Below are 26,186 nucleotides of genomic sequence, written 5' to 3'. Positions count from 1 at the left end.
TTTTTTATTCTATGTGTTTTTTTGGGGGATCTTTACTAAAGAACATTGCAAACACTTGGCGATGTCTCCTTGTATGTGTACTTTTACTATACAGTAACATAAAGAATACCATCATCCCACTTATTGCCAATGTTTTTATCTACTATGCCCAATATTTACTTTTAAAAACAAAACGCCTTGCGTTTTACCGCAAGGCGTTGATTTTTAAAGGGTTTTAAAGTATCTAACTTTGCTTTAGATATTAGCCTTTATAGTTGTAAATGTGAGCTACTAAGTCTAATACTTTGTTTGAGTAGCCAGTTTCGTTATCGTACCAAGATACTAACTTAACGAAAGTATCAGTTAATGCGATACCAGCTGCTGCATCGAATACAGAAGTTTCAACGGCACCGTTGAAGTCTGTTGATACTACAGCATCTTCTGTATAACCTAAAACGCCTTTCATTTCGTTTTCTGAAGCACGTTTGATTTCTGCACAGATTTCAGCGTAAGTTGCTGGTTTTTCTAAGTTTACAGTTAAATCAACAACTGAAACGTTTGCTGTAGGAACACGGAACGCCATACCAGTTAATTTACCGTTTAATGCTGGTAATACTTTGCCTACTGCTTTCGCTGCACCTGTTGATGAAGGGATGATGTTTTGTGAAGCACCGCGACCACCGCGCCAGTCTTTTGCTGAAGGACCATCTACAGTTTTTTGAGTTGCTGTAGTTGCGTGAACGGTTGTCATTAAACCTTCTTTAATACCGAATTTTTCGTGAATTACTTTCGCTAATGGAGCTAAACAGTTTGTTGTACATGAAGCGTTAGAAACGATGTCCTGACCTGCATATTTGTCGAAGTTCACACCGTTTACGAACATAGGTGTAGCATCTTTAGATGGACCAGTTAATACAACTTTTTTCGCACCTGCCGTAATGTGTTTACGAGCAGTTTCATCCGTTAAGAATAAACCAGTTGCTTCAACTGCGATATCAACACCGATTTCGTCCCATTTTAAGTTAGCTGGATCACGCTCAGAAGTTACACGGATTGTTTTACCGTTTACAACTAATTGACCATCTTTAACTTCAACAGTACCGTTGAAACGACCGTGAGTTGAATCGTATTTTAACATGTAAGCCATGTAATCAACGTCGATTAAGTCGTTGATACCTACAACTTCGATATCATCACGAAGTTGAGCTGCACGGAATACGATACGGCCGATACGACCGAAGCCGTTAATACCAATTTTAATTGCCATAAGATTTTACACCTATATTAAAGTTAAACAAATTTGTTCTCTCACCTCAAAGAGGTATCAAGACGGTTGGATTATAACACACCATCTTGTTGTTTTGACAACAAAAAAGAACGGCTCTCAATATATCAGATTGTTTTTATATGATCTATGTCAAATTTTTAAGATTTCTCACACTTTTTAGGTAAAAAATTGTAGAATGCAAAAATGAAATCCCTCAAGGAGATAACGATGATTAAAGATATTGATGAACTTTCTGATGAGCAATTGGATGTATTGATCAACGCTGGAACCGAATTACCTTTTACAGGTAAATTTTTAAATGAAGGGCGTGTAGGCACATACCGCTGTGGGCGCTGCCATAACGCCCTTTTCCGTTCTGATACAAAATTTGATGCTGGTTGTGGCTGGCCAAGTTTTTATGAGGCAGTTTCAGATAATGCATTACGATATTTAGACGACTATAGTATTGGTCGTCATCGTACAGAAATTCGTTGTGGTACGTGCGATTCGCATTTAGGGCATGTATTTAATGATGGGCCTGCACCAACAGGTTTACGTTTCTGCTTAAATTCCGTTGCGCTTAATTTTAAATGGGATGAAACTGGCGAAGAAATAGATGGCTAATTAATTGAATTCAAAGAGATTATGTAGAACAGGGCGATAGAATAGATAAAAAAATCTAATCTATCGCCCTAGTTTATATCTACAGCTCGCTTCGAAAAATATGACATAGATCACATTTTAAAGTTGGATTGTTTGTTATGATTTTAATCATAAATACACAAGAGGGATTTAATATGAAAGATGTACGTATTGAAGTAGATTTACTTGGTGAAAGAGAAGTTCCAAATGAGGCTTATTGGGGAATCCACACTCTCAGAGCAATTGAAAATTTTAACATTTCTAATAACACAATTTCAGATGTACCCGAATTTGTTCGCGGTATGGTAATGGTAAAAAAAGCAACGGCATTAACCAATGCAGAGTTGGGGGTTATTCCGAAGAAAATTGTGAATGCCATTGTGCAAGCCTGCGATGAGATTTTAGAAAACGGACGCTGTATGGATCAATTCCCGTCTGATGTTTATCAAGGCGGTGCGGGCACGTCGGTAAATATGAACACCAACGAGGTGGTAGCGAACCTAGCGTTGGAAATTTTAGGATATCCAAAGGGAAGCTATAATATCGTAAACCCAATGGACCACGTGAATGCCAGCCAATCAACTAACGATGCTTACCCTACAGGCTTCCGCGTAGCAGTTTATAACAGTGTGTTAAAACTCATCGACCAAGTTCACTACTTGCAACAAGGTTTTGAGGCGAAAGCGGTTGAATTTTCTGATGTTTTGAAAATGGGGCGCACCCAATTGCAAGATGCGGTACCAATGACAGTAGGGCAAGAATTCAAGGCTTTTGCTGTATTGCTAGAAGAAGAGGTTAGAAACCTCAAACGCACCGCCAAATTATTGCTTGAAGTCAACTTAGGTGCAACGGCAATCGGAACAGGATTAAACACGCCAGAAGGCTACCCAGAGCTCGCGGTTAAAAACTTAGCTAAAGTAACCAACTTACCTTGCGTACTTTCTGATAACTTAATCGAAGCAACATCCGACTGCGGTGCTTATGTGATGGTACACGGTGCCTTAAAACGCACAGCGGTAAAACTCTCTAAAGTATGTAATGACTTACGCTTGTTGTCATCAGGCCCTCGTGCTGGCTTAAATGAAATCAACTTACCAGAGTTACAAGCAGGTTCTTCTATTATGCCAGCTAAAGTAAACCCAGTTATACCAGAAGTAGTCAACCAAGTGTGCTTTAAAGTTATTGGCAACGACAGCACTATTACATTTGCTGCAGAAGCAGGGCAATTACAACTTAACGTGATGGAACCCGTGATTGGTCAAGCAATGTTTGAAACCATTTCGCTTCTTTCAAATGCATGCGTCAATTTACGTGATAAATGTATTGATGGTATTACCGTTAACCGTGAAATTTGCCAAAATTATGTGTTCAATTCGATTGGTATTGTCACTTACCTTAACCCGTTTATTGGACATCATAATGGTGATATCGTGGGTAAAATCTGTGCTCAAACAGGTAAAGGTGTACGTGAAGTGGTATTAGAAAGAGGATTGCTCACAGAGGCTGAATTAGATGATATTCTTTCTGTTGAGAACTTAATGAAACCGACTTATAAAGCGAAACGTTTTAATGAAGATGAATAACTTGAGTTCAACACAAGGGGCTATAGCATGAAAATAGGACAAAAGCATAACGTCTCAGAAGGCTAACTGCTTTGTCCTATACGGATTACAAACACTTCGCAGGTTTGGGGAGGCCTGCAAATTTCGTTGCTTGCTTTGCAGGACCATCGGGGAATAAGCGTTGTAAATAACGGCTGTTTCCTTTCTCCTCACCAAATTTCTGCGACATCGCTTTAACTAACATTCGAATTGCTGGCGAGGTTTTGTATTCTTGATAAAACTCTCGCACCAGCTGAATAATTTCCCAATGCTCGGGCGTGAGCGTAATGCCATCACGCTCCGCCATCAATGTTGCAAATGTTTCTGACCAATCATCAAGGTTTAACAAATAACCATCGTTATCCACTTGATAAGATGTGCCATTTAACTGAATTTGTGCCATTAGTCATCGTTTCCTAACACACCAAAAATTTGTAATAAACTTACAAAGAGGTTGTAGAGTGAAACATAAAGATCAACGGTTGCACGAATATAGTTGGTTTCGCCCCCTTGAATGATATTGCTGGTTGTCAGCAAAATTGCACCGCTTGAGAAAATCACAAATAAACTGCTTAATGCAAGGCTTAATGCTGGCATTGCTAAAAAAATATTTGCGATAACGCCCACTAAAACGACCACAAAAAGTGCCATCATCATCCCATTTAAGAATGACATATCTTTTTTGGTGGTTAATACGTAAGCTGAACAAGCAAAAAACACTAATGCTGTAGCACCTAATGCTAATACAACTGCATCGCCTAAGCCTGCACCAACATAGCGATTAAGAATTGGGCCTAAGGTATAGCCTAAAAAGCCAGTTAAGGCGAATACGCTCAATAAACCTGTGGCACTATTTGCCGTTGCATTGGTTAAGAAAAGTAAGCCATAAAAGCCCACTAATAAGCCCCACCAAGGTAGTGCTGGTGCGTTGGTGCTCATTGCAATAAAGGCAACAAGAGAAGAAAAGACTAGTGTCATTCCTAATAATAAGTAGGTATTACGTAGCACTTTATGTGTGCTAATCAGTGATTCACCACGTGCGTAGCTATGTTCTAAACGGTTTTCCATAAGTTCTCCTTTGACTTGTTTGAAAAACGAGATATTTTCTCTTATCTATGGGCAAAGAACCATAAATTAAATGCAAATTATCTATAAATTATACGAAAGTCAATCGAAATCTACAGTGAAAATATGATACACTTTCGCTAATAAATTTTCCCAACCTACAAACATAATGAAATTAAACTTTCCAACTTATCTAACTCTGTTCCGTGTGGCTTTAATTCCACTTTTTGTAGTTGTTTTTTATTTGCCAATCACATATTCCCCCGAAATCACAACATTCATCTTCTTTATTGCATCCATTACCGACTGGTTTGATGGCTATTTGGCAAGAAAATGGAATCAAACCACTCCACTTGGTGCATTTTTAGATCCTGTTGCAGATAAAGTTTTAGTGGCTGTTGCCTTTGTTTGCGTGGTGGAATACTATCACACGTGGTGGATTACCATCCCTGTTTGCATTATGATTGCCCGTGAAATTATTATTTCCGCCTTGCGTGAATGGATGGCAGAACTTGGCAAGCGTACTAGTGTGGCCGTTTCTATTTGGGGAAAAGTAAAAACTGCAGCACAAATGCTTGCCCTAGGGGGAATGCTCTGGCGACAAAGCGATTTAATGGAAACACTTGCATTTATCTTGCTTTATATTGCAGCTGCATTAACAATTTGGTCGATGTTGCAATATCTGAAAGCGTCTAAGGGAAGTTTGTTGAAATCTTAATTAAATAATCATAATGGATTAACGAAAAAAATATAAGGTGATGTTTATAAAAGATTTTTTAAATAAAAAGGGTTGCTAATGTTATTGGAGGATAAACATTAGCAACTGTTTTTTCTACTATGCCTTTTATTTTAAGATCTAAATCAATGAACCCTCGCTTTGTATTTGATTGTTAGGCTTCTTTATAAGCATCCCAAGCATTATTGGGCGAGTTATTTAAAAAATTACCACAATCTGATAACAAGATCCTCGAGGCCATTAATACTGCAGCAATTTTTTCATGATAAAACGCCTTAAGTTAACGGGTTAAATTGTTTTTCGTGAATAATCAAAACAGCGCAATATCTAAAATATTTTCTTACATTTTTTTAGCCTGTTCCAAAATTTTTAACTGCTCCGCTTCCAATTTCGCTAATTCTCGCTGGGCTTTGCGCTCTTCTTTTAATACTTGTTGGCGGATTTCATCTTCTGATTCCCAAACATCATAAGCTTGAACAATTTTAGCGACTACCGGATGGCGAACAATGTCTTTGCTGTCGAAGAAATTGAAACTTAATTCAGGTACATCTTTGAGTACTTCCATGGCGTGTTTTAGGCCCGATTTTTGGTTACGAGGTAAATCGACTTGAGTGACATCCCCTGTAATTACTGCTTTTGAATTAAAGCCAATGCGGGTTAAAAACATCTTCATTTGTTCGGTTGTGGTGTTTTGGCTTTCATCTAAAATAATGAAAGCATCGTTTAGTGTGCGGCCACGCATATAGGCAAGCGGTGCGATTTCGATCACACTTCGATCCATCAATTTTTGTGCACGTTCAAAACCGAGCATTTCAAATAATGCATCATAAAGTGGGCGTAAATAAGGTTCAATTTTTTGTCCTAAATCCCCTGGTAAAAAGCCTAATTTTTCTCCCGCTTCCACGGCAGGGCGGGTAAGTAAAATACGGCGAATTTCTTGGCGTTCAAGCGATTCTACTGCTGCCGCAACAGCAAGAAAAGTTTTACCCGTTCCAGCGGGTCCAATCCCGAAGCTGATGTCATGCGTTAAAATATTACGTAAATAGGCTTGCTGATGCTCGCCACGTGGTTTAATCACGCCCCGTTTGGTTTTAATTGAAATGTCACCATGATTTGATGATTGCCAATGATTTTGTAGCAACATTCGGCTTTCTTGGATAGCGAGATGTACATCTTCTAAATCTAGCTCTTTTATTTTGCCTTTAATCGGAGCTGTTTCAACATAAAGTTGTTGAATCAATTTTGCTGCTTGTGGCAAAAGCGTGGCGGAATGATGTGTTTCTTCTGCTGCCATAATCGTAAACACAAAATCTTGGCGAGCGATGGTAAGATTTAAGCTCTTTTCAATTAAGGTTAAATGTTCGTCAAATGCTCCGCAAAGTGATTGTAAACGAGCATTATCAGTAGGCGAAAGAGTAAAAATAATTTCGTTCAAAATAACTCCTATTCTCCAAAATCTTCAGGTAAATTTTGTAGAATCTTAGTCCAATATATACCACTTTGTTGGCGATTTTTTGCAATGCATTGCTGTACGGCTTCATCATCACCTTGTTCGCATAGCATTTTTAAGGTTTGATAGAAGTTAAGCGTGCCTTGGCGAGCAATTTCTTCACGGAAAAAGAGGCTGGCAACTTGAATGTACATCTCTTTAAAGCTGTTAAGAATTAAACCGTAAACGGGTTTGTTCGCAATAAAGGTAAATTGGCGGAATAAGTTGTAGTCAAAGGTAGCATAAGCTAAGGCGGTGTTTTCTAAGCCTTCTAGGTTAAAAAATAGTTCAGCCGATGCTGTAGCATTAATTTTTACTGCTTCACGTACGTAATATTCAACCATTCGAGTACGCAATGAAACCACATTTGAAATAATAACAGGTAGATACGAGCGGTCTAATTTTATAATTGTTTTGATAATGTTTGGTCCACCCGTTTCCCAAATATTATTGACACGGGTTGCTTTTCCATGCTGGATTTGTAGCCAGCCATCTCGGGCTAGGCGTTGTAGTACTTCACGCAAGGTTGTTCGCGTTACACCAATGTGTTCAGCAAGCTCACGTTCAGCAGGGAGATCTGAACCTGCTGGAAAGTGATGATTCCAAATACTTTTGACTATATATTCTTCTGCTAAAGCGGCAGGGCTTTGAGAGGTTAAAAGAGAGGTGTTATCCAAAATGCCTCCAATCGGCAAAATAAAATAAAAATTTATTGATTTTTTAATTATTATCAAAATTTTATAAAAAGTTGAATAAATAACCAGCGAAATCGAATTGTATTGTCGCTTAATTTCTATTATATTGCAAACCACTCATCTTTTTTATTTTTATCTTTCTTAGTCTTACAGGGAGTTCCTTATGAAAGGAGCAAATGTCTTTTTCAATACTTTTTTAGGAAAAAGTCCAAACTGGTATAAACTGGCAATCATCAGTTTTCTTATCATTAACCCGGTTATTTATTTCTTTGTTTCGCCTTTTGTTGCTGGCTGGTTGTTAGTGGCTGAATTTATTTTCACACTTGCGATGGCATTGAAATGTTATCCACTTCAACCAGGTGGTTTGTTGGCGATTGAAGCGGTTGTGATAGGTATGACAAGTCCACACCATATAAAAGAAGAAGTTATGGCGAACTTTGATGTGATTTTGCTATTGATGTTTATGGTGGCAGGGATCTACTTTATGAAACAACTGCTGCTTTATGCCTTCACGAAACTACTTCTTTCCATCCGTTCTAAAAAGGTTCTTGCCTTAACTTTCTGCTTAAGTGCAGCTTTCCTTTCTGCTTTCCTTGATGCCTTAACTGTTATTGCCGTGATTATGAGCGTGGGCACAGGCTTCTATTCAGTTTATCATCAAGTGGCTTCAGGCAATACTTCAATTGAAGAGCAATTGGATGTGAGCAATGACGATAAAATCACCAATCACAAATATATTTTAGAAGAATTCCGAGCATTCTTACGTAGTTTATTGATGCACGCAGGCGTTGGTTCTGCATTAGGTGGTGTAATGACAATGGTTGGCGAGCCGCAAAACTTAATTATTGCAGGGCAAGCAGAGTGGTCGTTCGTGGAATTTTTACTTCGAGTAGGCCCTGTTAGCATTCCAGTATTGATTGCAGGTATCTTCACTTGTTTAGTTGTTGAACGTTTTAAACTCTTCGGTTATGGAGCAAAATTACCTCTTCGTGTATGGGTAATCCTTGCTCGCTATAATCAAACCAAAGAAAAACGCATGACCAAACAAGACCGCTTTAAAATGGCAATCCAAGCGGTTGCAGGCGTGTGGCTTATTTGTGGCTTAGCTTTACATCTTGCAGATGTGGGTATTATTGGTTTAACTGTGATTATCCTCACCACCGCATTTTGTGGTGTAACTGATGAACATTCACTTGGTCGTTCTTTCCAAGAGTCAATGCCATTCTGTGCCTTGTTAATTGTATTCTTCTCGGTTGTTGCAGTGATTATTGACTTGAAATTGTTCGAGCCAATCATCCACTTTGTATTAGCTGCTGAACCACATTCACAACTCTCATTGTTCTACATTTTCAACGGCTTACTTTCAATGATTTCAGACAATGTATTCGTAGGTACAGTCTACATCAACGAAGCAAAACACGCCTTAACTTCTGGTATCATTGGTCGCGAACAATTTGATATGATTGCAGTGGCAATCAATACAGGGACAAACTTACCATCAGTTGCAACACCAAATGGTCAAGCAGCATTCTTATTCCTTTTAACCTCAGCCTTTGCACCGCTTATTCGTCTCTCATACGGCAGAATGGTTTGGATGGCATTGCCATACACTATCGTACTTTCTGTGGTCGGATTTTTATCCCTTGAATTCCTCATTCCAGAAATGACTGACTTAATGTTGCAATGGGGTTGGATTATTAACCGATAATAAATCAATAAATCACGTTGGGCGTATCGCTAGATACGCCTTTATTTTGCCCCCCGCAATTGTTACAATGCTTCAAATTCACTCACAGAGAGGCGATTATGCTCACCTATTTTAAAGAACTTTCCCTTAACCGAACCGCGTGGATTTTATTAGCAATCATCGCTTTACTTCTTGAATCAACAGGGCTCTATTTCCAATATGTAATGGGTTTGCAACCTTGTGTGATGTGCGTTTATGAACGCTTGGCGATTAGTGGCTTGTTGCTTTCTGGCATTATTGGAGCCATTTTACCTCGTCTTAAACTTACCCGCTATTTTGCAATTCTTCTGTGGGGTTATAGTGCAATTAAAGGCTTATTACTAGCCATTCGCCACACTGATTATCAGCTCAATCCTTCTCCATGGAATCAGTGTGAATTCAAACCTGATTTCCCGCAAACAATGCCGTTTGACCAATGGTTTCCACAAATTTTTGCACCTGGTCCTGTTAATTGCAGTGAAAGTCAATGGGAAATGCTTGGCTGGGGAATGCCACAATGGTTAATTCTCGCCTTTGGTTGTTTCACATTCTTCTTTGCTTTAGTGCTGATTAGCCAATTTAAGAAAAGTAGATCTCAATATCGTTCCGTTTTCAGATAATCGCAAGCGGTAGATTTTTGCAAAAGTTTTGCGAAGATTTACTGCTTTCCTTTTTAAAAACAATAGATTAGGAAATTATATGTCAGACACTTCATTCTCAAACTTAGAAACTAAACTTGTCCACGCAGGGCGTAAATCTCGCTATACGCAAGGTTCGGTAAATGCCGTCGTTCAACGTGCTTCATCACTTGTTTTTCCAACCGTTGCGGATAAACGACACGCGACCAAAAACCGTTATAAAGGTGAGTTATTTTATGGTCGCCGTGGCACGCTGACTCACTTCGCCCTCCAAGATGCAATGTGTGAGCTTGAAGGCGGTGCAGGTTGCTATCTCTATCCTTGTGGAGCAGCTGCAGTAACCAATGCGATTTTAGCCTTTGTGGCACAAGGCGATCATGTATTGATGACGGGGGCAGCATACGAGCCTACCCAAGATTTCTGTAATGTAATTTTGAAAAACATAGGCGTGGCGACCACCTATTACGATCCGATGATTGGCGAAGGCATTCGTGAGCTTATTCAACCAAACACAAAAGTGCTTTTCTTAGAAAGCCCTAGCTCGCTTACGATGGAAGTGCCTGATGTGCCAACGCTGGTGCGTGTAGCTCGTGAAGTGAATCCTGAAATCGTGATTATGATTGATAACACTTGGGGTGGTGGTGTGCTGTTCCCTGCACTTTCACACGGGATCGATATTTCTATTCAAGCGGGCACCAAATATTTGGTTGGGCACTCTGATGTAATGATTGGTACTGCGGTTTCTAATGCTCGTTGCTGGGATCAACTTCGCGAACGCTCTTATTTAATGGGGCAAATGGTGGATGCGGATTCGGCTTATATGACGGCTCGTGGTTTGCGTACATTGGGGATTCGCTTAAAAGAACATGGTGAACGTTCGCTTCAAATTGCAGAGTGGTTAGCTAAACGCCCAGAAGTAAAATCAGTGTTCCATCCTGCGTTATCAAGCTGCCCTGGACACGAATTTTTCAAACGAGATTTCAGTGGTGCAAGCGGTCTATTTTCGTTTGAACTTTGTGAAAAATTGAGTGATGAGCAATTAGCGAATTTCTTAGATCATTTTGAGCTCTTTACGATGGCATATTCATGGGGGGGATTTGAATCACTGATTTTAGCTAACCAACCAGCGGAAATCGCACGTATTCGTCCAGGTATTGAACGTAAATTAACTGGCACATTGATTCGTATTCATGTTGGTTTAGAAGCCGTTGAAGATTTAATTGCTGATCTTGAAAAAGGTTTTGAGCGTCTAAAATAAACTTCTCGCCCATCTTGATCTAAAATGTAATAATTTTGTGATGAGCTTCACAATTTTATTACATTTTTGTTTTTTTCTACCTTAATTTATGTATATTTAAGTCATCTTTTAGCTATTTAGCTGTGGGGGACTTTATGGATACTGATCTAAACGCAATTAAAAAAGTAAACACACGCAATAATCTGATTTTTATTGCCGATGTGGTGCTCTTTTTTATTCTTTTAAATACCTTGCCTTTTACACCCGAGGCCAATAAAAGTTTGGCGTTGCTCGTATTTATCGCAATTTTATGGCTCACTGAAGCATTGCACGTAACTGTGACGGCACTGCTTGTGCCTATTCTAGGCATCTTGCTTGGTTTGGTGAAATCGAAAGAGGCATTAGCGGCTTTTGCTGATCCAACCATCTTCTTATTTTTTGGAGGCTTCACACTAGCAACTGCACTTCATATTCAAAATTTAGACCGCTTGATTGCCAATAAAATTATGGCAATGTCGCGCGGTAAACTCTCTGTGGCTGCGATTTACCTCTTCTCTGTGACCGCATTCCTTTCAATGTGGATGAGTAACACCGCAACTGCGGCGATGATGTTACCGCTTGCGATGGGAATTTTAAGTAAGCTCGACCCGAAACGCGATCACAACACTTACGTTTTCATACTACTGGGTATCGCTTATAGTGCCAGTATTGGCGGTATGGGTACGCTTGTGGGTAGCCCGCCAAATGGGATTGTGGCAACACAATTAGGCGTCTCATTTGCAGAATGGATGAAATATGGCTTGCCCATTATGCTGATTTTAATGCCGTTGATGATCAGCGTGCTTTATGTAGTTTTTCGTCCTCGTTTCGATGTTAAATTTGAGCAATCTTTCGAGAAAATTGAGCTAACGCCAACTCGCATCTTAACCTTAATTATTTTCGCATTGACAGCAATTGGTTGGATTTTTAGCTCAAAAATTAATCCAGCGCTTTCAAGTTTACTTGGATTACAAGGCAAAATTGCAAGTTTCGATACTATTATTGCTTTAATTGCCACAGCGGTTATTTGTATCACTCGCGTAGCAACGTGGAAACAAATTCAAGAAGGTACAGAATGGGGCGTGCTATTCCTCTTTGGAGGTGGCTTAACCTTAAGTGCGATTTTAGGGCATACTGGTGCAAGCAAAATAATGGCAGATGGCATAGTAGCCTTTATTGAAGGCGGTCATTACTACATCATCGGCTTAATTGTGGCAACCTTCATCATCTTCTTGACTGAATTTACCTCAAACACTGCAAGTGCAGCATTACTGGTGCCGATTTTCATCTCCATTGCAGAAGCTTTGAATATTCAAGCACTTGGTTTGGCATTGATTATCGGGTTAGGTGCATCTTGTGCCTTTATGTTACCTGTTGCCACGCCACCAAATGCAATTGTATTCGGTACAGGAATGATCAAACAAACCGAGATGATCAAAGCCGGTTTCTGGCTTAATATCATCTGCGTGTTTGTGATTGGGACTATCGGGTATTTGTTCTGGTTCTAAGAATATGGTATATAGGAAAAATAGTTGGTAAAAATGTGCTTAAAGCCTTGCTCTATAAGGCTTTAAGCACTCTTTTTTGAAACATTTATAGCAACTTAGACTAATTTATTTACTCTCCTCATTCTCAACTGTACTAATCACAGCCTTCGCTCTCTCATCCATCTTCACTTCAATTTTATGATCCACCATTACATTCATATTGATGGTAATCCCCTCTTTGGGGGTCTCCAGTTGAATTTTTGGGGTGCAAGCGGTGAGAAAAAGCGGAATGCTTGCAAATGCAATTAAGGCAAATATTCTCATTTTAGGTTATCCAATTTTTGATTATCTAACTTCTGATAAAGACGATTTTCAATATCTTGTTCCACATAAGCACCTGTATTGATCAAATGCCATAGCTGGAACAGGTTTTCTTTATGATTATAATTAAAATTTACGCGGGCATTTTCTTGTTGATTTAACTTCATTTTAAGTTGGGAATTAAGTATTAAATCGCCCGATTTTGTTACATGAAGGCGACTTTTGAGTTCGTTAATAGTTGTATCATTTAATAAATAGACCAAAATCTGCTCGGAATATCCGCTACTTTTTGCAATGGCATTCATAATCTCTTTGGAGATTTTAAGCGTTGAAGGCGATTCTTGCCCAAATTCGCCATCACAGACATAGCAAGGCGTGCCATTTAACCAGAAGGGCAAGCGAGCATTTGCCCGTCCGTGTAAATTAATCTGTTGGTATTGTGCCACCTCTAAAATAGACTCAAAACGAATATGTGCTAACTCCAGATATGCGGGTTTGAGTTGTGGCAGAGCAAAAGATTCCACTTTCAATTCGCCATCTAACAAATTCATTGTGAGCTTATTTAAATTGAGCGGTTTATTTCGGCTATAAGGATAATAGCCCGATACATTCACGCGAATATTACGAATTGGCAAGCCAACATTCACTTCATTGATATTTACTGCAATCGGTTTGTTTCGCCCAAATTTTAGCTGAGTATCGTTAAGTTGATAAGGCAAGGTAAACTCAATGCCGTTAATCTCGCCTTTCGGCATCGAAATGCCGCCATTTTTTATCGAAATTTGACCGCTTGCATTGATGCCGCCTGTTGGTTTTGTGCTAAACACCGTATTGCCAGACACTGTTCCATTTTTGATAATCCAATCCGTACGCTCAGGAATGAGTGGCTGAAACACATCAGCGGGCTGTGCTTTCCAAGTCAGTTTGCCGTGGAAAAGACTGCTTTGTGTCTGTTCAGTTAGCTCTCGATGCCCATTAACAAAAATTGGTCCAATTTTGCCTGCTTGTAACTTGCCGTTAAAATTGAGATTTTCAATTTCGCCATTAATATTTAACATTGCCTCCGTGTTGGTGAGTTTTCCACCATAATCAAAACGCAATGCGGTGCTTTTAAGTTTAGCTTCTCCGTCTAATGTCCATTTTTCAGTGTTAAATTTGATCGGTTTATTTAACGAAAGTTGTGTTTTTTCTAGTACCATCGCAGATTTTTTGACATCCGCCAATAGACCATCTAACTGATCAATCTGCACCAAATTTGCGTGCCATTGCCCGCGACCTTGCAAGTCAATTTGGCTGTTTAATGCGTTCAAATGTGCTTTGCCATTCAGCTGCCATTGCCAGAGATCTTGCTCATTTTGTTTGCCGTTGAAATCATCAAAATAGTCTAAAAAGCCCATTTTAAAATTTTTCGCCGAACCGTCTAAATTCAGTTCAATATTACGAAAATCAGGCGTTTCGCCTTTGAAATTGGCCTGAAAACGCCCAGTCACGCCGTAGCGGTTAAACTCAATATCGCCAAGTGGAATTTTAAGTTCGTTAATGGTAATAAAACGCTCTTTACCGCTAATGATATTAAAGACTGACTTCGGTGAGAATTTCATCCCCTTTTCATTTGCATAAATGGTTGAAAGGCTAGTAAGAATAAAACTGTTATATTTTACATTGCCAGACAGCGTGAGCGGTAATTCAAAAGTCTCTTTATCTTTGATAATGCCTTTCGTCGTTGCAAGGCTAAGCGTATTTTTATCGTGTGAGAACAGGTTTAAACGAAATTCGGTTTCAAGCGGGAAAATCTCGCCTTGCATAATTGATTTTGGCGTAAAAGTGGCGGTAGTTGATCCGTTAATCGGAAAATCGGGTAACCATTCCCAGTTAAATTTCCCTTGATAAATGTAAAGCGATTTAAAATCGAATTTAAATGGCAAGTTAAGGCTGTTTTTCGGTTTTTTTTCAAAGCTGACTTGTGCTGTGCCAACCAAGGCATTTTCTTCGTTGGGTGACCAATTTAATAGAGCGCTGCCTTCTCTCAAAATTGGATCTTCAACGAAATTCGATGGATAAGCCCAGTGATAATCGCCTTCAAACTTGCTAGGCAAATCAAGTAAATTTTCATTAAATTGTGTGGTAAAAAAGAGATTGTGTTTTTCTGTTTCACTCGGCTGGTAAAACAGGTTGCCTGTAAAAACAAGATTGGCAAGTTTTCCATCAAATTTGACCACTTGCTGATTGATTTCGGCAGATAACGTGCCGTTCAAATAGCTTACTTTAAGCTGAGCGGGTTCAGTAAGCAATTGTTTAATTCTAGGCGAAAGTGTTTCGGGAAGATTTTTCCACGCAACTTGCTTCACTTCTAGCATCATCTCTGGCATTAACGCCAAAATCGGAGCAAGCGAAAATTCGCGAGTTTGACTTTCTGAAGAGGGTAAATCCAGCAAGCATTGATAGTCTAGCGTGACTTTTTCGCTTGAAACTATATTAGGCGATTGCCAATGGAATTGAATCGGGGCAATCTCTACCACCGAGCAGGTTTGAAAATTCACCGAAAAAGCGGGCAACAGCACTGATTGGTTTTCCAGTGAAAAATTTCGTTCGAGGCGCTGAATTGTCCAACCTTCAGGCATAAAACGATTCACTGTGTGGAAAAAGGCAGGGCTAGAAATGAAAAGTGCTCCGCTCACCATGAGCAGAGCCATCATTGCTACCAAACCAATTGCTAGGCGTTTTAACATTGTCACAAGCGGTTAAATATTGGTGAAGGGATACAGCATCGCCAAGGCAAGTGCAGCTGACCAACCAAGTGGATTTTTGATCTGCTTATCGCCTTTACCAAGTAGTAACCAAGCTAAAATCGCAAAAATCACAAACTGAATGCCGAAGTAGATTAGATAAGGCACAAGAGACATTTCAGGTATCATTTGAAGCTGTTGGTAAAGCACAAAAGCCACCCAAACATAGTTCAAAATGAGCATAAGCAGAGCAAGCTGCACGAGCAATTTAAAGAAACCATCTAAACGGCTTTTGGCAAGCATTAAATACCAACCCGCCAATAAAATGCCCAGCAATAATTGAGCAAAATTATTGGCTCGAATACCATTGAATAAAGAGGGGATTTCTACCCAATAAATCACTAAATATTGCACAATCGCTAAGCCACAAATGGCAAAACAGCCGTAAGCTGTGGCATTGGTTAGGCGTTCGGTATTAGTTATATTCCAATAAATTAACGAAATGAGAATAGCGGCAATTGCCACCATTGCCATTGGAATATGTTTTGGCGTGAAGGCAAGCGAATAGGCAAGATTGCCTACTGCGAAAACAAGGAAGAATTTAAAGACAAAAAGCAATCGCCCTGCTTGCCCAGGGCAGATTTGTCCTTTCCAAAGCACAAAAATACTGATAACAACGGCTACCAAAAATGCCAATAAATAAGGTGAGATAAAAATCATATTGGCAGGAGCTGTGGTGTAATTTAGCAACATTTGCACAAAAAGCATTGTCACCAGCGGGACTAATGCGTGAATTGCAATTTCATATTTTTTTTGAGCGTTGTGATCATGAGACATAGTGTAATTTAATTTTAAAAATGATTTTGTAGCGGAATTATGCCATAATACGCCAACTTTTTTAATGTTTAAGGTGGTTAATTATGATGAGAATTTTACATACTATGCTACGTGTGGGTAATTTAGAGCGTTCAATTAAATTCTACACAGAAGTGTTAGGCATGAAATTGCTCCGCACCAGCGAAAATACGGAATACAAATATTCGCTTGCGTTTTTAGGTTATGCGGATGAAAGCGAAAGTGCAGTGATTGAGCTCACTTACAACTGGGGCGTAGAAAATTATGAGTTGGGCACAGCTTACGGTCATATCGCATTAGGCGTAGACAATATTTACGAAACCATTGAGGCGATTCGTGCTGCAGGCGGTAAAATTACCCGTGAGCCAGGCCCCGTACTTGGTGGTAAAACCGTGATTGCCTTTGCTGAAGATCCAGATGGCTACAAAATTGAGTTTATCGAAAATAAACAAGCACAATATGCGTTGGGGAATTAATTCCCGTGATGGAACAAACAACCGATTATAATTTGCTTAAGAACCGTTTTCGTGGCTATTTGCCTGTAATTATTGATGTGGAAACTGCAGGGCTCAATGCACAAACCGATGCTCTGTTAGAACTTGCCGCCGTTACAGTGAAAATGGACGAAAAAGGTTATTTAGTCGAAGATCAAAAATGCCACTACCATATTCAACCTTTTGAAGGGGCGAATATTAACCCTGAATCACTTAAGGTAAATGGCATTGATATTGATAACCCAGAGCGTGGTGCAGTGCCAGAAGTGGTTGCGATTCCAGAAATGTTTAAAATGGTTCGCCGAGCAATGAAGGAACAAGGCTGTCAGAGGGCGGTAATCGTGGCACACAACGCTGCCTTTGACCAAGGCTTTTTGCAAGCAGCGGTTAAACGGATTAACGCCAAGCGAGATCCTTTCCATCCATTTGCAATGTTCGACACTGCAACCCTTGCAGGCTTTATGTATGGTCAAACTGTTTTGGTCAAGGCGTGTAAAGAAGCGCAAATTAGCTTTGATGGTAAGCAAGCGCATTCAGCGTTATACGATACTGAAAAAACAACCGAGTTGTTTTGCAAAATGGTCAATAGCTTGAAGGATTTGGGTGGGTTTCCGACGATACGTTCGGAATAATAAAAAAGGCATATATGACAAAATGGTTGGTAAAAAATGTACTTTAATCCTTATTTTATAAAGCTTAAAATTGCTTTTTAGCAACGATTTTGTCTACTATGCCTATATTTTTACTTAAATAGATGATGACTCTCATCCAACTGCGCTTTAGTTAATCTGAATACACCAAAGCCACCCTGTTTAAATTCAACCCAATTAAATGGTACGGTTGGATATTGTGCGATTAAGTGAATCATACTATTGCCTACTTCACAAATTAACACGCCATCTTCTGATAAATAATCAGAAGCTTCAGCTAAAATACGTTTAGTTATATCCAGCCCATCTTCGCCCGAACCAAGTGCTAATTCTGGCTCAAAATGGAACTCTTCTGGCATTTCATCTAAATCTTCCTGATCCACATAAGGTGGGTTTGTCACAATCAGATCGTATTTATCTTGCGGAATATCGTTAAACAAATCCGAACTAATCGGGAACACTCGCTCTGATAATTGATAGCGTTCAATATTAATCTGAGCCACATCTAATGCATCAAGCGATAAATCTACCGCATCAACCTCAGCCTCAGGGAATGCTTCTGCACAAGCAATGGCAATGCAACCACTGCCAGTACAAAGATCTAAAATACGTTTAGGTTTATGGTTAATAAATCCTGAGAATTGGTCACGAATTAACTCACCAATGGGTGAACGAGGTACAATCACACGCTCATCGACATAAAATTCCAAACCGCAGAACCAGGCAGAATTGGTTAAATAAGCAACGGGCTGACGCGTACCTAAACGGGTTTGAATAAGCTCAATTGCACGGGTTTTTTCTACATTGGTTAAGCGTGACGCATACATTGCTTCGGGCACATCCGCAGGCAGCGAAAGTGCACTCAAGACAAGCTGTTGGGCTTCTTGCCAACCGTTCTCATAGCCGTGCCCGTAATAAAGATCGGATGCATTAAAATAGCTATATGCCCAACGCATTATATCTTGAATGGTTTTTAAATCTTGTAATGCACTTGAAGCAGACATCTCTTCAAGCAGTTCTAAATTATGTTGATACATACTATCCCCTCAAAAATAACGGGCATTATCCCTTTTTGGCTTGGATGTATCAACTTTTTTATTGTGATAAAATAGCCCTAAACAAGGAGAAAATAATGATAGATACAGATGATTTCGCACTATTTCGCGAAGCAATTAAAGGCACAAAAAAAATTAAGCAAGATACGTTTATCCCAAGCCAATCACCACGCAAAAAAATTAACGAACTGCGTGAAATACAAGAACAAAAAGATACCGAATTTTTCTTTTCGGATGAATATGAACCGCTTCTAAAAGAAGAAAATGAAAAAGTTCGCTATTTGCGTGAAAATGTCGATCCTTACATTTTAAAACAGCTTCGCCGAGGTGATTTCCAACCAGAATTGTTCTTAGATCTGCACGGTTTAACTAAAGAAAAAGCGAAAAAAGAGTTAGCCGCTTTAATTTTAGCGTGCGAACGTGAACACGTTTATTGCGCGAGCATTATGACAGGTTTTGGTACTCGCACACTTAAAGATCAAATTCCACGCTGGTTAGTGCAACACCCGAAAGTGTTAGCCTTGCACCAAGCACCAAGAGAGTGGGGCGGAGATGCGGCTATTCTGATTTTAGTCGAACAACAAGACAGTTTGGAACGTCGATTGTTTGAGCGCTAAAATAAAAACAAGCGGTCGAATTTAACAAAATTTTTGTAAAATCCGACCGCTTGTTTTCATTATAATTAAGGTCTTACCCCTAAAGTATGGCAAATTGCATAGGTTAATTCTGAGCGGTTGAGGGTGTAGAAGTGGAAATCTTTCACGCCTTCTTTCGATAATACACGAACCATATCCATTGCGATGCTTGCAGCAACAAGGTTGCGAGTGGTTGGGTCATCATCTAAACCATCATACATTCTGTGCATCCAACTTGGGATTTTCACGTTAGTGATTTTTGCCATTTTCTGAAGCTGTTTGAAATTAGTCACAGGTAAAATCCCGGGTACGATTTCAACATCAATCCCTACATTCACACAGCGATCGCGGAAGCGAAGGTAGCTGTCGATATCAAAGAAGAACTGGCTGATAGCTCGGTTTGCACCTGCATCCACTTTGCGTTTTAAGTTGATTAAATCAGCTTGTGCCGATTTTGCCTCTGGGTGAACTTCAGGGTAAGCGGCAACTGAAATATCAAAATCTGCCACTTCTTTTAATAGAGTCACTAAATCGGACGCATAAAATGGTTTTTTCGCATAGCCTTCTGGCTCATCGCCACGTAAAGCCACGATATTACGGATGCCGTTATCCCAATAATCTTTGGCAATCTGGCGTAATTCATCAGGCGTTGCATCAATTCCAGTTAAGTGCGGTGCAGCGACGATCCCTGTTTCTTGTTGAATACTTTTTACGATGCTATGTGTGCGATCACGTTCGCCTGAGTTTGCCCCATAAGTCACGGAGACGAATTTCGGTTTAAGTGGCGCAAGACGAGAAATAGAGTCCCACAGTAAATTTTCCATTTTTTCATTTTTAGGTGGGAAAAATTCAAAAGAGACGTTAATTTTCCCGTTTAAATCTGCGATGTTTTGGTTTAAATGATCGATATCTGTTGCAAAGCTCATAGCTACCTCTGTTATTCTGTAAAATCGAAATTAATTTCACTTTAAATGGATTAATTTATTAAAGCAAGCTCATATTTTTAGAATTTAATATGAAATATATTCATGCAAAATATTTTTTTGATATACATCAAGAGTACCCCTTTATTATTAGATTTTTGATAAAAAATCAGTAAAATGCTTAGGAATTGTTTTTTCACTGAAATAAACCACTTTTGTTAATTTGAAATAAGGAACGCATTATGCAGATAACCAAAGCTGCCGTAGCTGGCACATTAGAATCTAGCGATGCACAAGTGCGAATTGCACCGGCTAATACGCTTGAAATTGAACTTAACAGTTCAGTAGGTAAACAATTTGGCGACGATATTCTTGCCACCATTCACGATGTGTTAAAACAGTTTGAGGTCTCAAACGCCCAAGTGATCGTGGAAGATAAAGGTGCATTAGATTGCGTGCTTCGTGCAAGATTAAAAGCGGCATTATTACGTGCAACCGATGAGCAAATTAACTGGGAGAAAGTGCTATGAGCCAACCAATTAAATTAAGAAGAAGCATGTTGTTTGTGCCAGGTTCAAATGCTGCGATGATTAGTAACACGTTCATTTATAAACCTGATGCCATTATGTTCGACCTTGAAGATGCGGTGGCGTTAAAAGAGAAAGACTCCGCACGTATCTTAGTCGCTCACGCCTTACAGCACCCACTTTATCAAGAGATTGAAACCGTTGTGCGTGTAAACCCATTAGATTCTGAATTTGGTTTAGCTGACTTAAATGCCGTTGTGCGTGCAGGCGTTGATGTGGTGCGTATGCCAAAAACGGAAACCGCACAAGATGTAATTGATATGGATCGTGAAATCACTGAAATCGAAAAAGTGTGCGGTCGTGAAGTGGGATCAACCAAAATGTTGGCGGCAATTGAATCGCCATTAGGTATTACTCAAGCAAACCAAATTGCGACGGCTTCTAAACGTTTAATCGGTATCGCATTAGGGGCAGAAGACTATGTGCGTAACTTAAAAACTGAACGTTCTCCAGAAGGTATTGAGTTATTATTCGCTCGTTGCTCAATTCTCCAAGCTGCTCGTGCTGCAGGTATTCAAGCATTCGACACGGTTTACTCAAATGCAAACAACGAAGAAGGTTTCTTAGCAGAAGCAGCGTTAATCAAACAATTAGGTTTTGATGGTAAATCGTTAATTAACCCTCGCCAAATTGAGTTACTTCACAATTTATTCGCACCAACACAAAAAGATGTGGATCAAGCAAGACGCATTATTGACGCTGCAGAAGAAGCTGAACGTAATGGTTTAGGTGTAGTTTCATTAAACGGTAAAATGATTGATGCACCAATTATTGACCGTGCGAAACTCGTTCTTGAACGTGCAAAATCTGGTATCCGTGAAGAGTAAGGGGAATAAAAAATGACAACTCGTGAACAACGTATCGAAAAATTCAACGCAGGTCGCCCAGTTTATCAAGCGGTGCCAAAAGCAGAATCTCTTACACGTACAGCAAAAGACCGCAAAATTTGCGATAGTCTTGAAGACGCTATTCGCCGTTCAGGCTTAAAAGATGGAATGACCGTTTCATTCCACCATGCTTTCCGTGGCGGTGACTTCGTGGTAAATATGGTAATGAACAAAATTGCGGAAATGGGCTTCAAAAACTTAACCTTAGCTTCAAGCTCGTTAATCGACAGCCATTTCCCAATTGTTGAGCACATCAAAAATGGCGTAGTCACCAAAATTTACTCATCAGGTTTACGCGGTCAATTAGCTGATGAAATCTCAAAAGGTATTTTGGCTGAGCCCGTAAACATCCATTCTCACGGTGGTCGTGTTCACTTAGTGAAATCAGGTGAGTTGAAAATCGACGTTGCCTTTTTAGGTGTGCCTTGCTGTGATAAATTCGGTAATGCAAATGGCTTTACAGGCAAAAGCAAATGTGGCTCATTAGGTTACGCTCGTGTAGATGCGGAATATGCCGATAAAGTGGTGTTATTAACTGAAGAGTTTGCGGAATATCCACACCACCCAATTAGTATTGCTCAAGATCAAGTGGATTTAATTGTGCAAGTTGATGCGGTAGGTGATCCGAAAAAAATCGGCGGTGGAGCAACCCGTATGACAACCAATCCGCGTGAATTATTGATCGCACGTAAATGTGCGGAAGTGATCTTCGGTTCTGGCTACTTCAAAGATGGTTTCTCACTTCAAACAGGTTCTGGTGGTGCAGCACTTGCAGTAACCCGTTTCTTAGAAGACAAAATGGTACGTGATGGCATTACGGCTGATTTCGCTTTAGGTGGCATTACCTCAAGTATGGTGGCGTTACACGAAAAAGGCTTGATCAAAAAATTGATCGATGTGCAAAGTTTCGATGCCGTTGCTGCTGAATCTCTTGCACGTAACCCAAATCATATTGAAGTATCGGCAAACCAATATGCAAACTACAGCTCAAAAGGAGCTTCTGTTGAGCGTTTAGATGTGGTGATTCTTTCAGCACTTGAAATCGACACCAAATTTAACGTGAACGTGTTGACAGGTTCTGATGGTGTGATCCGCGGTGCTTCAGGTGGTCACTGTGATACTGCCTCTTCTGCTCAAGTGGCAATTATTGTTGCGCCACTCGTTCGTGGTCGTATCCCAACGGTAGTGGAAAATGTGATTACTTGCGTAACGCCAGGTGAAAACATTGATATTCTTGTGACCGATCACGGTGTTGCCGTGAATCCGAAACGTCCAGATTTAATCGAAGCATTAACCAATGCGGGCATTCCGTTATTCACGATTGAGCAACTTTGTGAACGTGCTTACAGCATCACAGGTAAACCAAAAGAGATAGAATTTACTGACAAACCAGTTGCGGTGGTGCGTTATCGTGATGGTTCGGTGATTGATACTGTGTATCAGGTTAAAGAGTAATTTATAGGGTGTGTGAACCAAAGGTTCACGCTCGCAATACATAAAAAGAGCGGTCAAAATTTGCAACATCTTTTCAAAAAATTTTCTCTTGAAGGGCAAGAAATTTCACTTGAGCAGCTTTTAGAAGCCCGAGAAAATCGTGCTAATCTCCAACAACAATGCCTTGAGCAATATGGTGAAACGGTGCTTTCGCTAACTTTGCTTGCGGTTGGGGGAATAAAGAAAAATGCTTTGCTAGATTTTGTTTTTGCAAAAGCACTAGAAAATTTGACCGCTTTATTTGACAAATTGGGCGTGCAACCCAGTGCCCAATTTATTCGCCCGTTGGAAACAGGGCACGAAGCGTTATTTGTACTGCCTATTGAGGCAAATTTACTCAAGCAAGAAACAGTGCAGCTAGAAGATAGTTCGCCACTAGCTCGATTGTGGGATATTGATGTGATTGACCATAACGGCAATTTATTAAGTCGTGCTGATTTTGATTTCCCACCACGTCCTTGTTTGGTATGCGATGATAATGCCAAAAGCTGTGCACGCTCTCGTAAGCATAGTTTTGATGAGATTTTTGCGGAAATGCAGCCTCGTGTACAAGCGGTGGATTTTGCTGAACAAATTGCAGAATTGGCTTACTCTGCTTTGCTGAGTGAAGCCAGACTTTCGCCTAAGCCAGGTTTAGTAGACAGTATAAATAATGGTTCGCACAAGGATATGAATTTGCACACTTTCGAGCAAAGTGCGTTGGCATTAAAGCCATTTTTCTCGCATTTTGTATTAGAAGGAATGAAAACCGCTGAAGAGCCAAGTTCGCAAATTCTCCGCCAAATTCGACCGCTTGGTTTGCAAGCAGAACAAGCAATGTTGCAAGCAACAGAACAGGTAAACACCCATAAAGGGGCAATTTTTGCTTTTGGCTTGGTTTGTACGGCAATAGGTCGATTATATCAGCAGCATCATGTGGCAATAAATATCGACCAGATTTGCGAAATGGTGGCAGAATTTACCCAAGGGCTTTGTGCTGAATTGCAATATTTCCCGAAAAATCAACCGCTTACCGCAGGCGTTCAGCTCTTTCAGCAGTATGGTTTAACGGGAGCAAGAGGCGAGGCAGAAAGTGGTTTTGCGTTGGTTCGTCAAACGCTTGATTTTCTGTCAAATAAGAAGGTTAACTCAACTGAGCATCAATGGTTGATAGCGTTGGTTTATTTGATGGCGGTGAACCCCGATACAAATGTAATACATCGTGGCGGAATGGCAGGACTGAAATTTGTACAGCAAGAGGCAAAAAAATTGCTGGATAATCCAAGTATATTGCTGAATGAAAGCGAACTAAAAAACAATTTGGGCCAACTTGATCAAGCGTGTATTGCTCGTAACCTCAGCTCAGGGGGCAGTGCAGATCTGTTGGCATTACTGATTTTCCTTAAACATTATCTTAAACTTTAATCTTTTAGAGGTGAACTATGGCTTTATCTAAAGCTCAGAAAACTGCAGTGTTGGTTGCCATTCCTGTGATTTTCTTCTTGTTGCCTGCACCAGAGGGGCTGTCTCTGATTGCGTGGCGTTTGTTAGGTATCTATATCGCAACTATCGTTGGTTTGGTGATCAAACCATTCGGTGAGCCAGTCTTATTATTGGCAGCAGTTGCCGCATCTGCCGCAACCATTGGTAATACCGAAGGGGCAAAAGAGCTTGTGAAAGTGAGCCAAACACTTTCAGGTTACCAATCTGGTACAACGTGGTTAATCTTTACCGCATTTACGCTAAGTTCTGCATTTGTGATTACTGGCTTGGGTAAACGTATCGCATACCATATGATCAACTGGTTCGGTAGCACCACATTGCGTATCGGTTATGTGAGTATGTTCTTGGATTTATTATTATCTCCTGCAACACCATCAAATACAGCACGTGCGGGTGGTATTGTTTTTCCAATTATGAACAGCGTGGCGGTAGCATTAGGTTCAGATCCCGAAAAATCACCCAAATTAGCAGGTCGCTATTTAATGATGAACGTGTATATGTCGGTAAAAACCACCTCATACATTTTCTTAACCGCAATGGCACCGAATGCATTGGCATTAGAACTAATGTCGCCAATTTTAGGCATCAAATTAAACTGGGTAGAGTGGTTCTTAGCCGCTTCTGTACCAGGCTTATTATGCTTATTCATCATTCCATTCATCTGCTATCTCATCGCAAAACCTGAGTTAAAACAAGTAGATAACAAGGCAATTGCGAAAAAAGGCTTGGAAGAGTTAGGTCCAATGTCTTTCCGTGAAAAATCATTAGCGGTGTTATTCGTATTAGCACTATTTGGTTGGATTTTCGCCGATTTCTTACACGTAAATGCAACAACAGTTGCGTTAATTACCATGGTGCTTTGCATTGTATTAAGCATCGTATCTTGGGATGATGTGCGTAAAAACAAAGCAGGTTGGGATACCTTAATTTGGTACGGTGGTATCATCGGTATGTCAAGCATCTTAGATAAAGCAGGTTTCTTCACGTGGTTAGCAAAAACCCTTGAAAACTATCTTCAATTTGAAGGTCAAGGTGGATTAGCGTTAATCGTTATCTTAATTTTAAGTGTGTCTGTGCGTTACTTATTCGCATCAGGCGGTGCTTATGTTGCTGCGATGGTGCCAGTATTCGCAACCGTAGGTAAAGTGGCGGGTGCACCAGTTGAATTATTAGCGTTGGGCTTATTATTCTCTAACTCTTACGGTGGTTCTGTAACACATTACGGCGGTGGCCCAGGCCCAATCACATTTGGTGCAGGTTATAACGACATCAAATCTTGGTGGATTGCAGGTGCAGTGGTTGCATTCGGTAGCTTAATCATTCACGTAACTTTAGGTTTAGCGTGGTGGGAATACCTCTTCGGTGCAGGCATTTTACCTTCGGTAAACTAATTGTTTCTTAATCAACTAGCGGTGGGATTTTGTAAAAATTTTGCAAAACTTCACCGCTTTTTGTTATCTTATATACCATATCAAA

Annotated in this window: 25 protein-coding genes; 15 read left to right on the top strand and 10 right to left on the bottom strand. The window is 40.0% G+C overall.

The window, feature by feature from the left end; genetic code table 11:
• Positions 1–241: 241 nt before the first annotated feature.
• Positions 242–1,246 (bottom strand): glyceraldehyde-3-phosphate dehydrogenase, encoded by a 1,005-nt coding sequence (gene gapA / locus B0184_RS00860; RefSeq protein WP_005708453.1) that lies wholly within the window; start codon positions 1,244–1,246, stop codon positions 242–244.
• A gap of 228 nt (positions 1,247–1,474) precedes the next feature.
• Between gapA and msrB the strand changes: the two genes are divergently transcribed.
• Together msrB and aspA are read left to right on the top strand one after the other, a co-directional pair.
• Complete coding sequence (msrB, locus tag B0184_RS00855; RefSeq protein WP_005708504.1) at positions 1,475–1,870, top strand: peptide-methionine (R)-S-oxide reductase MsrB; 396 nt, start codon at positions 1,475–1,477, stop codon at positions 1,868–1,870.
• A gap of 173 nt (positions 1,871–2,043) precedes the next feature.
• Positions 2,044–3,471: an aspartate ammonia-lyase gene (gene aspA, locus B0184_RS00850; RefSeq protein ID WP_039851268.1), complete on the top strand. Its 1,428-nt coding sequence runs from the start codon at positions 2,044–2,046 to the stop codon at positions 3,469–3,471.
• 85 nt (positions 3,472–3,556) lie between these two features.
• On the opposite strand, the gene B0184_RS00845 is transcribed toward aspA, so the two are convergent.
• Both B0184_RS00845 and B0184_RS00840 read right to left on the bottom strand, forming a co-directional pair.
• Positions 3,557–3,892, bottom strand: coding sequence for a TusE/DsrC/DsvC family sulfur relay protein (locus B0184_RS00845; RefSeq protein ID WP_005708500.1), 336 nt, complete (start codon positions 3,890–3,892; stop codon positions 3,557–3,559).
• A complete protein-coding gene (locus B0184_RS00840; RefSeq protein ID WP_005708413.1) occupies positions 3,892–4,557 on the bottom strand; it encodes a Bax inhibitor-1 family protein in 666 nt (221 codons plus the stop codon). The genes B0184_RS00845 and B0184_RS00840 overlap by 1 nt, the downstream gene beginning before the upstream one ends.
• Positions 4,558–4,723: 166 nt before the next feature.
• Between B0184_RS00840 and pgsA the strand changes: the two genes are divergently transcribed.
• On the top strand, positions 4,724–5,272 hold the full coding sequence (gene pgsA / locus B0184_RS00835) for a CDP-diacylglycerol--glycerol-3-phosphate 3-phosphatidyltransferase (protein ID WP_005708479.1): 549 nt from the start codon (positions 4,724–4,726) through the stop codon (positions 5,270–5,272).
• Between the two features lie 358 nt (positions 5,273–5,630).
• Here the strand turns inward: pgsA and B0184_RS00830 are convergent, their stop codons facing one another.
• Both B0184_RS00830 and fadR read right to left on the bottom strand, forming a co-directional pair.
• Entirely contained in the window at positions 5,631–6,725 is a 1,095-nt protein-coding gene (locus tag B0184_RS00830; protein ID WP_005708455.1) for a PhoH family protein, read from the bottom strand.
• A gap of 8 nt (positions 6,726–6,733) precedes the next feature.
• Positions 6,734–7,456, bottom strand: a complete 723-nt coding sequence (fadR, locus tag B0184_RS00825) for a fatty acid metabolism transcriptional regulator FadR (protein ID WP_039851265.1) — start codon at positions 7,454–7,456, stop codon at positions 6,734–6,736.
• A 181-nt stretch (positions 7,457–7,637) separates the two neighbouring features.
• Here fadR and nhaB point away from each other — a divergent pair, with 181 nt between their 5' ends.
• From nhaB to B0184_RS00805, 4 genes are all read left to right on the top strand, one after another.
• Positions 7,638–9,182 (top strand): sodium/proton antiporter NhaB, encoded by a 1,545-nt coding sequence (gene nhaB, locus B0184_RS00820; protein WP_005708421.1) that lies wholly within the window; start codon positions 7,638–7,640, stop codon positions 9,180–9,182.
• Between the two features lie 98 nt (positions 9,183–9,280).
• Positions 9,281–9,820 (top strand): disulfide bond formation protein DsbB, encoded by a 540-nt coding sequence (gene dsbB, locus B0184_RS00815; RefSeq protein WP_005708460.1) that lies wholly within the window; start codon positions 9,281–9,283, stop codon positions 9,818–9,820.
• 79 nt (positions 9,821–9,899) lie between these two features.
• Positions 9,900–11,096: a cystathionine beta-lyase gene (gene metC, locus B0184_RS00810; RefSeq protein WP_005708577.1), complete on the top strand. Its 1,197-nt coding sequence runs from the start codon at positions 9,900–9,902 to the stop codon at positions 11,094–11,096.
• 134 nt (positions 11,097–11,230) lie between these two features.
• The gene (locus B0184_RS00805; RefSeq protein WP_005708493.1) at positions 11,231–12,622 is read left to right on the top strand and encodes a DASS family sodium-coupled anion symporter; all 1,392 of its coding nucleotides are present in this window, start codon (positions 11,231–11,233) and stop codon (positions 12,620–12,622) included.
• 105 nt (positions 12,623–12,727) lie between these two features.
• On the opposite strand, the gene B0184_RS00800 is transcribed toward B0184_RS00805, so the two are convergent.
• The 3 genes from B0184_RS00800 to B0184_RS00790 are packed head-to-tail and all read right to left on the bottom strand — an operon-like array spanning position 12,728 to position 16,485.
• Positions 12,728–12,925, bottom strand: coding sequence for a YnbE family lipoprotein (locus tag B0184_RS00800; protein WP_005708506.1), 198 nt, complete (start codon positions 12,923–12,925; stop codon positions 12,728–12,730).
• Positions 12,922–15,651, bottom strand: coding sequence for an intermembrane phospholipid transport protein YdbH family protein (locus B0184_RS00795; protein ID WP_005708587.1), 2,730 nt, complete (start codon positions 15,649–15,651; stop codon positions 12,922–12,924). The genes B0184_RS00800 and B0184_RS00795 overlap by 4 nt, the downstream gene beginning before the upstream one ends.
• Positions 15,652–15,663: 12 nt before the next feature.
• The gene (locus B0184_RS00790; RefSeq protein ID WP_005708445.1) at positions 15,664–16,485 is read right to left on the bottom strand and encodes a hypothetical protein; all 822 of its coding nucleotides are present in this window, start codon (positions 16,483–16,485) and stop codon (positions 15,664–15,666) included.
• A gap of 86 nt (positions 16,486–16,571) precedes the next feature.
• Between B0184_RS00790 and gloA the strand changes: the two genes are divergently transcribed.
• On the top strand, positions 16,572–16,979 hold the full coding sequence (gene gloA, locus B0184_RS00785) for a lactoylglutathione lyase (protein WP_039851321.1): 408 nt from the start codon (positions 16,572–16,574) through the stop codon (positions 16,977–16,979).
• A gap of 5 nt (positions 16,980–16,984) precedes the next feature.
• Positions 16,985–17,629: a ribonuclease T gene (gene rnt / locus B0184_RS00780; RefSeq protein ID WP_078177598.1), complete on the top strand. Its 645-nt coding sequence runs from the start codon at positions 16,985–16,987 to the stop codon at positions 17,627–17,629.
• Positions 17,630–17,739: 110 nt separating this feature from the next.
• Here rnt and prmB read toward each other — a convergent pair whose 3' ends face one another.
• Positions 17,740–18,684 (bottom strand): 50S ribosomal protein L3 N(5)-glutamine methyltransferase, encoded by a 945-nt coding sequence (prmB, locus tag B0184_RS00775; RefSeq protein WP_005708431.1) that lies wholly within the window; start codon positions 18,682–18,684, stop codon positions 17,740–17,742.
• 95 nt (positions 18,685–18,779) lie between these two features.
• On the opposite strand from prmB, the gene smrB reads away from it, so the two are divergent.
• Positions 18,780–19,319 (top strand): endonuclease SmrB, encoded by a 540-nt coding sequence (smrB, locus tag B0184_RS00770; RefSeq protein WP_005708491.1) that lies wholly within the window; start codon positions 18,780–18,782, stop codon positions 19,317–19,319.
• 65 nt (positions 19,320–19,384) lie between these two features.
• Here the strand turns inward: smrB and metF are convergent, their stop codons facing one another.
• Entirely contained in the window at positions 19,385–20,263 is an 879-nt protein-coding gene (gene metF / locus B0184_RS00765) for a methylenetetrahydrofolate reductase (protein ID WP_005708522.1), read from the bottom strand.
• 239 nt (positions 20,264–20,502) lie between these two features.
• On the opposite strand from metF, the gene citD reads away from it, so the two are divergent.
• The 5 genes from citD to B0184_RS00740 are packed head-to-tail and all read left to right on the top strand — an operon-like array spanning position 20,503 to position 26,101.
• The gene (gene citD / locus B0184_RS00760; RefSeq protein WP_005708463.1) at positions 20,503–20,790 is read left to right on the top strand and encodes a citrate lyase acyl carrier protein; all 288 of its coding nucleotides are present in this window, start codon (positions 20,503–20,505) and stop codon (positions 20,788–20,790) included.
• A gap of 8 nt (positions 20,791–20,798) precedes the next feature.
• Positions 20,799–21,674, top strand: a complete 876-nt coding sequence (citE, locus tag B0184_RS00755) for a citrate (pro-3S)-lyase subunit beta (protein ID WP_186334912.1) — start codon at positions 20,799–20,801, stop codon at positions 21,672–21,674.
• A gap of 12 nt (positions 21,675–21,686) precedes the next feature.
• Positions 21,687–23,189 (top strand): citrate lyase subunit alpha, encoded by a 1,503-nt coding sequence (citF, locus tag B0184_RS00750; RefSeq protein ID WP_005708514.1) that lies wholly within the window; start codon positions 21,687–21,689, stop codon positions 23,187–23,189.
• A 60-nt stretch (positions 23,190–23,249) separates the two neighbouring features.
• Complete coding sequence (gene citG / locus B0184_RS00745; protein ID WP_005708529.1) at positions 23,250–24,632, top strand: triphosphoribosyl-dephospho-CoA synthase CitG; 1,383 nt, start codon at positions 23,250–23,252, stop codon at positions 24,630–24,632.
• Between the two features lie 17 nt (positions 24,633–24,649).
• Positions 24,650–26,101, top strand: a complete 1,452-nt coding sequence (locus B0184_RS00740) for an anion permease (protein ID WP_005708545.1) — start codon at positions 24,650–24,652, stop codon at positions 26,099–26,101.
• The last annotated feature ends 85 nt before the right edge of the window (positions 26,102–26,186 follow it).

It is taken from the genome of Haemophilus paraphrohaemolyticus (assembly GCF_002015045.1).
Classification (GTDB): Bacteria; Pseudomonadota; Gammaproteobacteria; order Enterobacterales; family Pasteurellaceae; genus Haemophilus_A; species Haemophilus_A paraphrohaemolyticus.
Note: the sequence above shows the minus strand (reverse complement) of the source record. Positions and strands in the feature narration are given on the sequence as shown.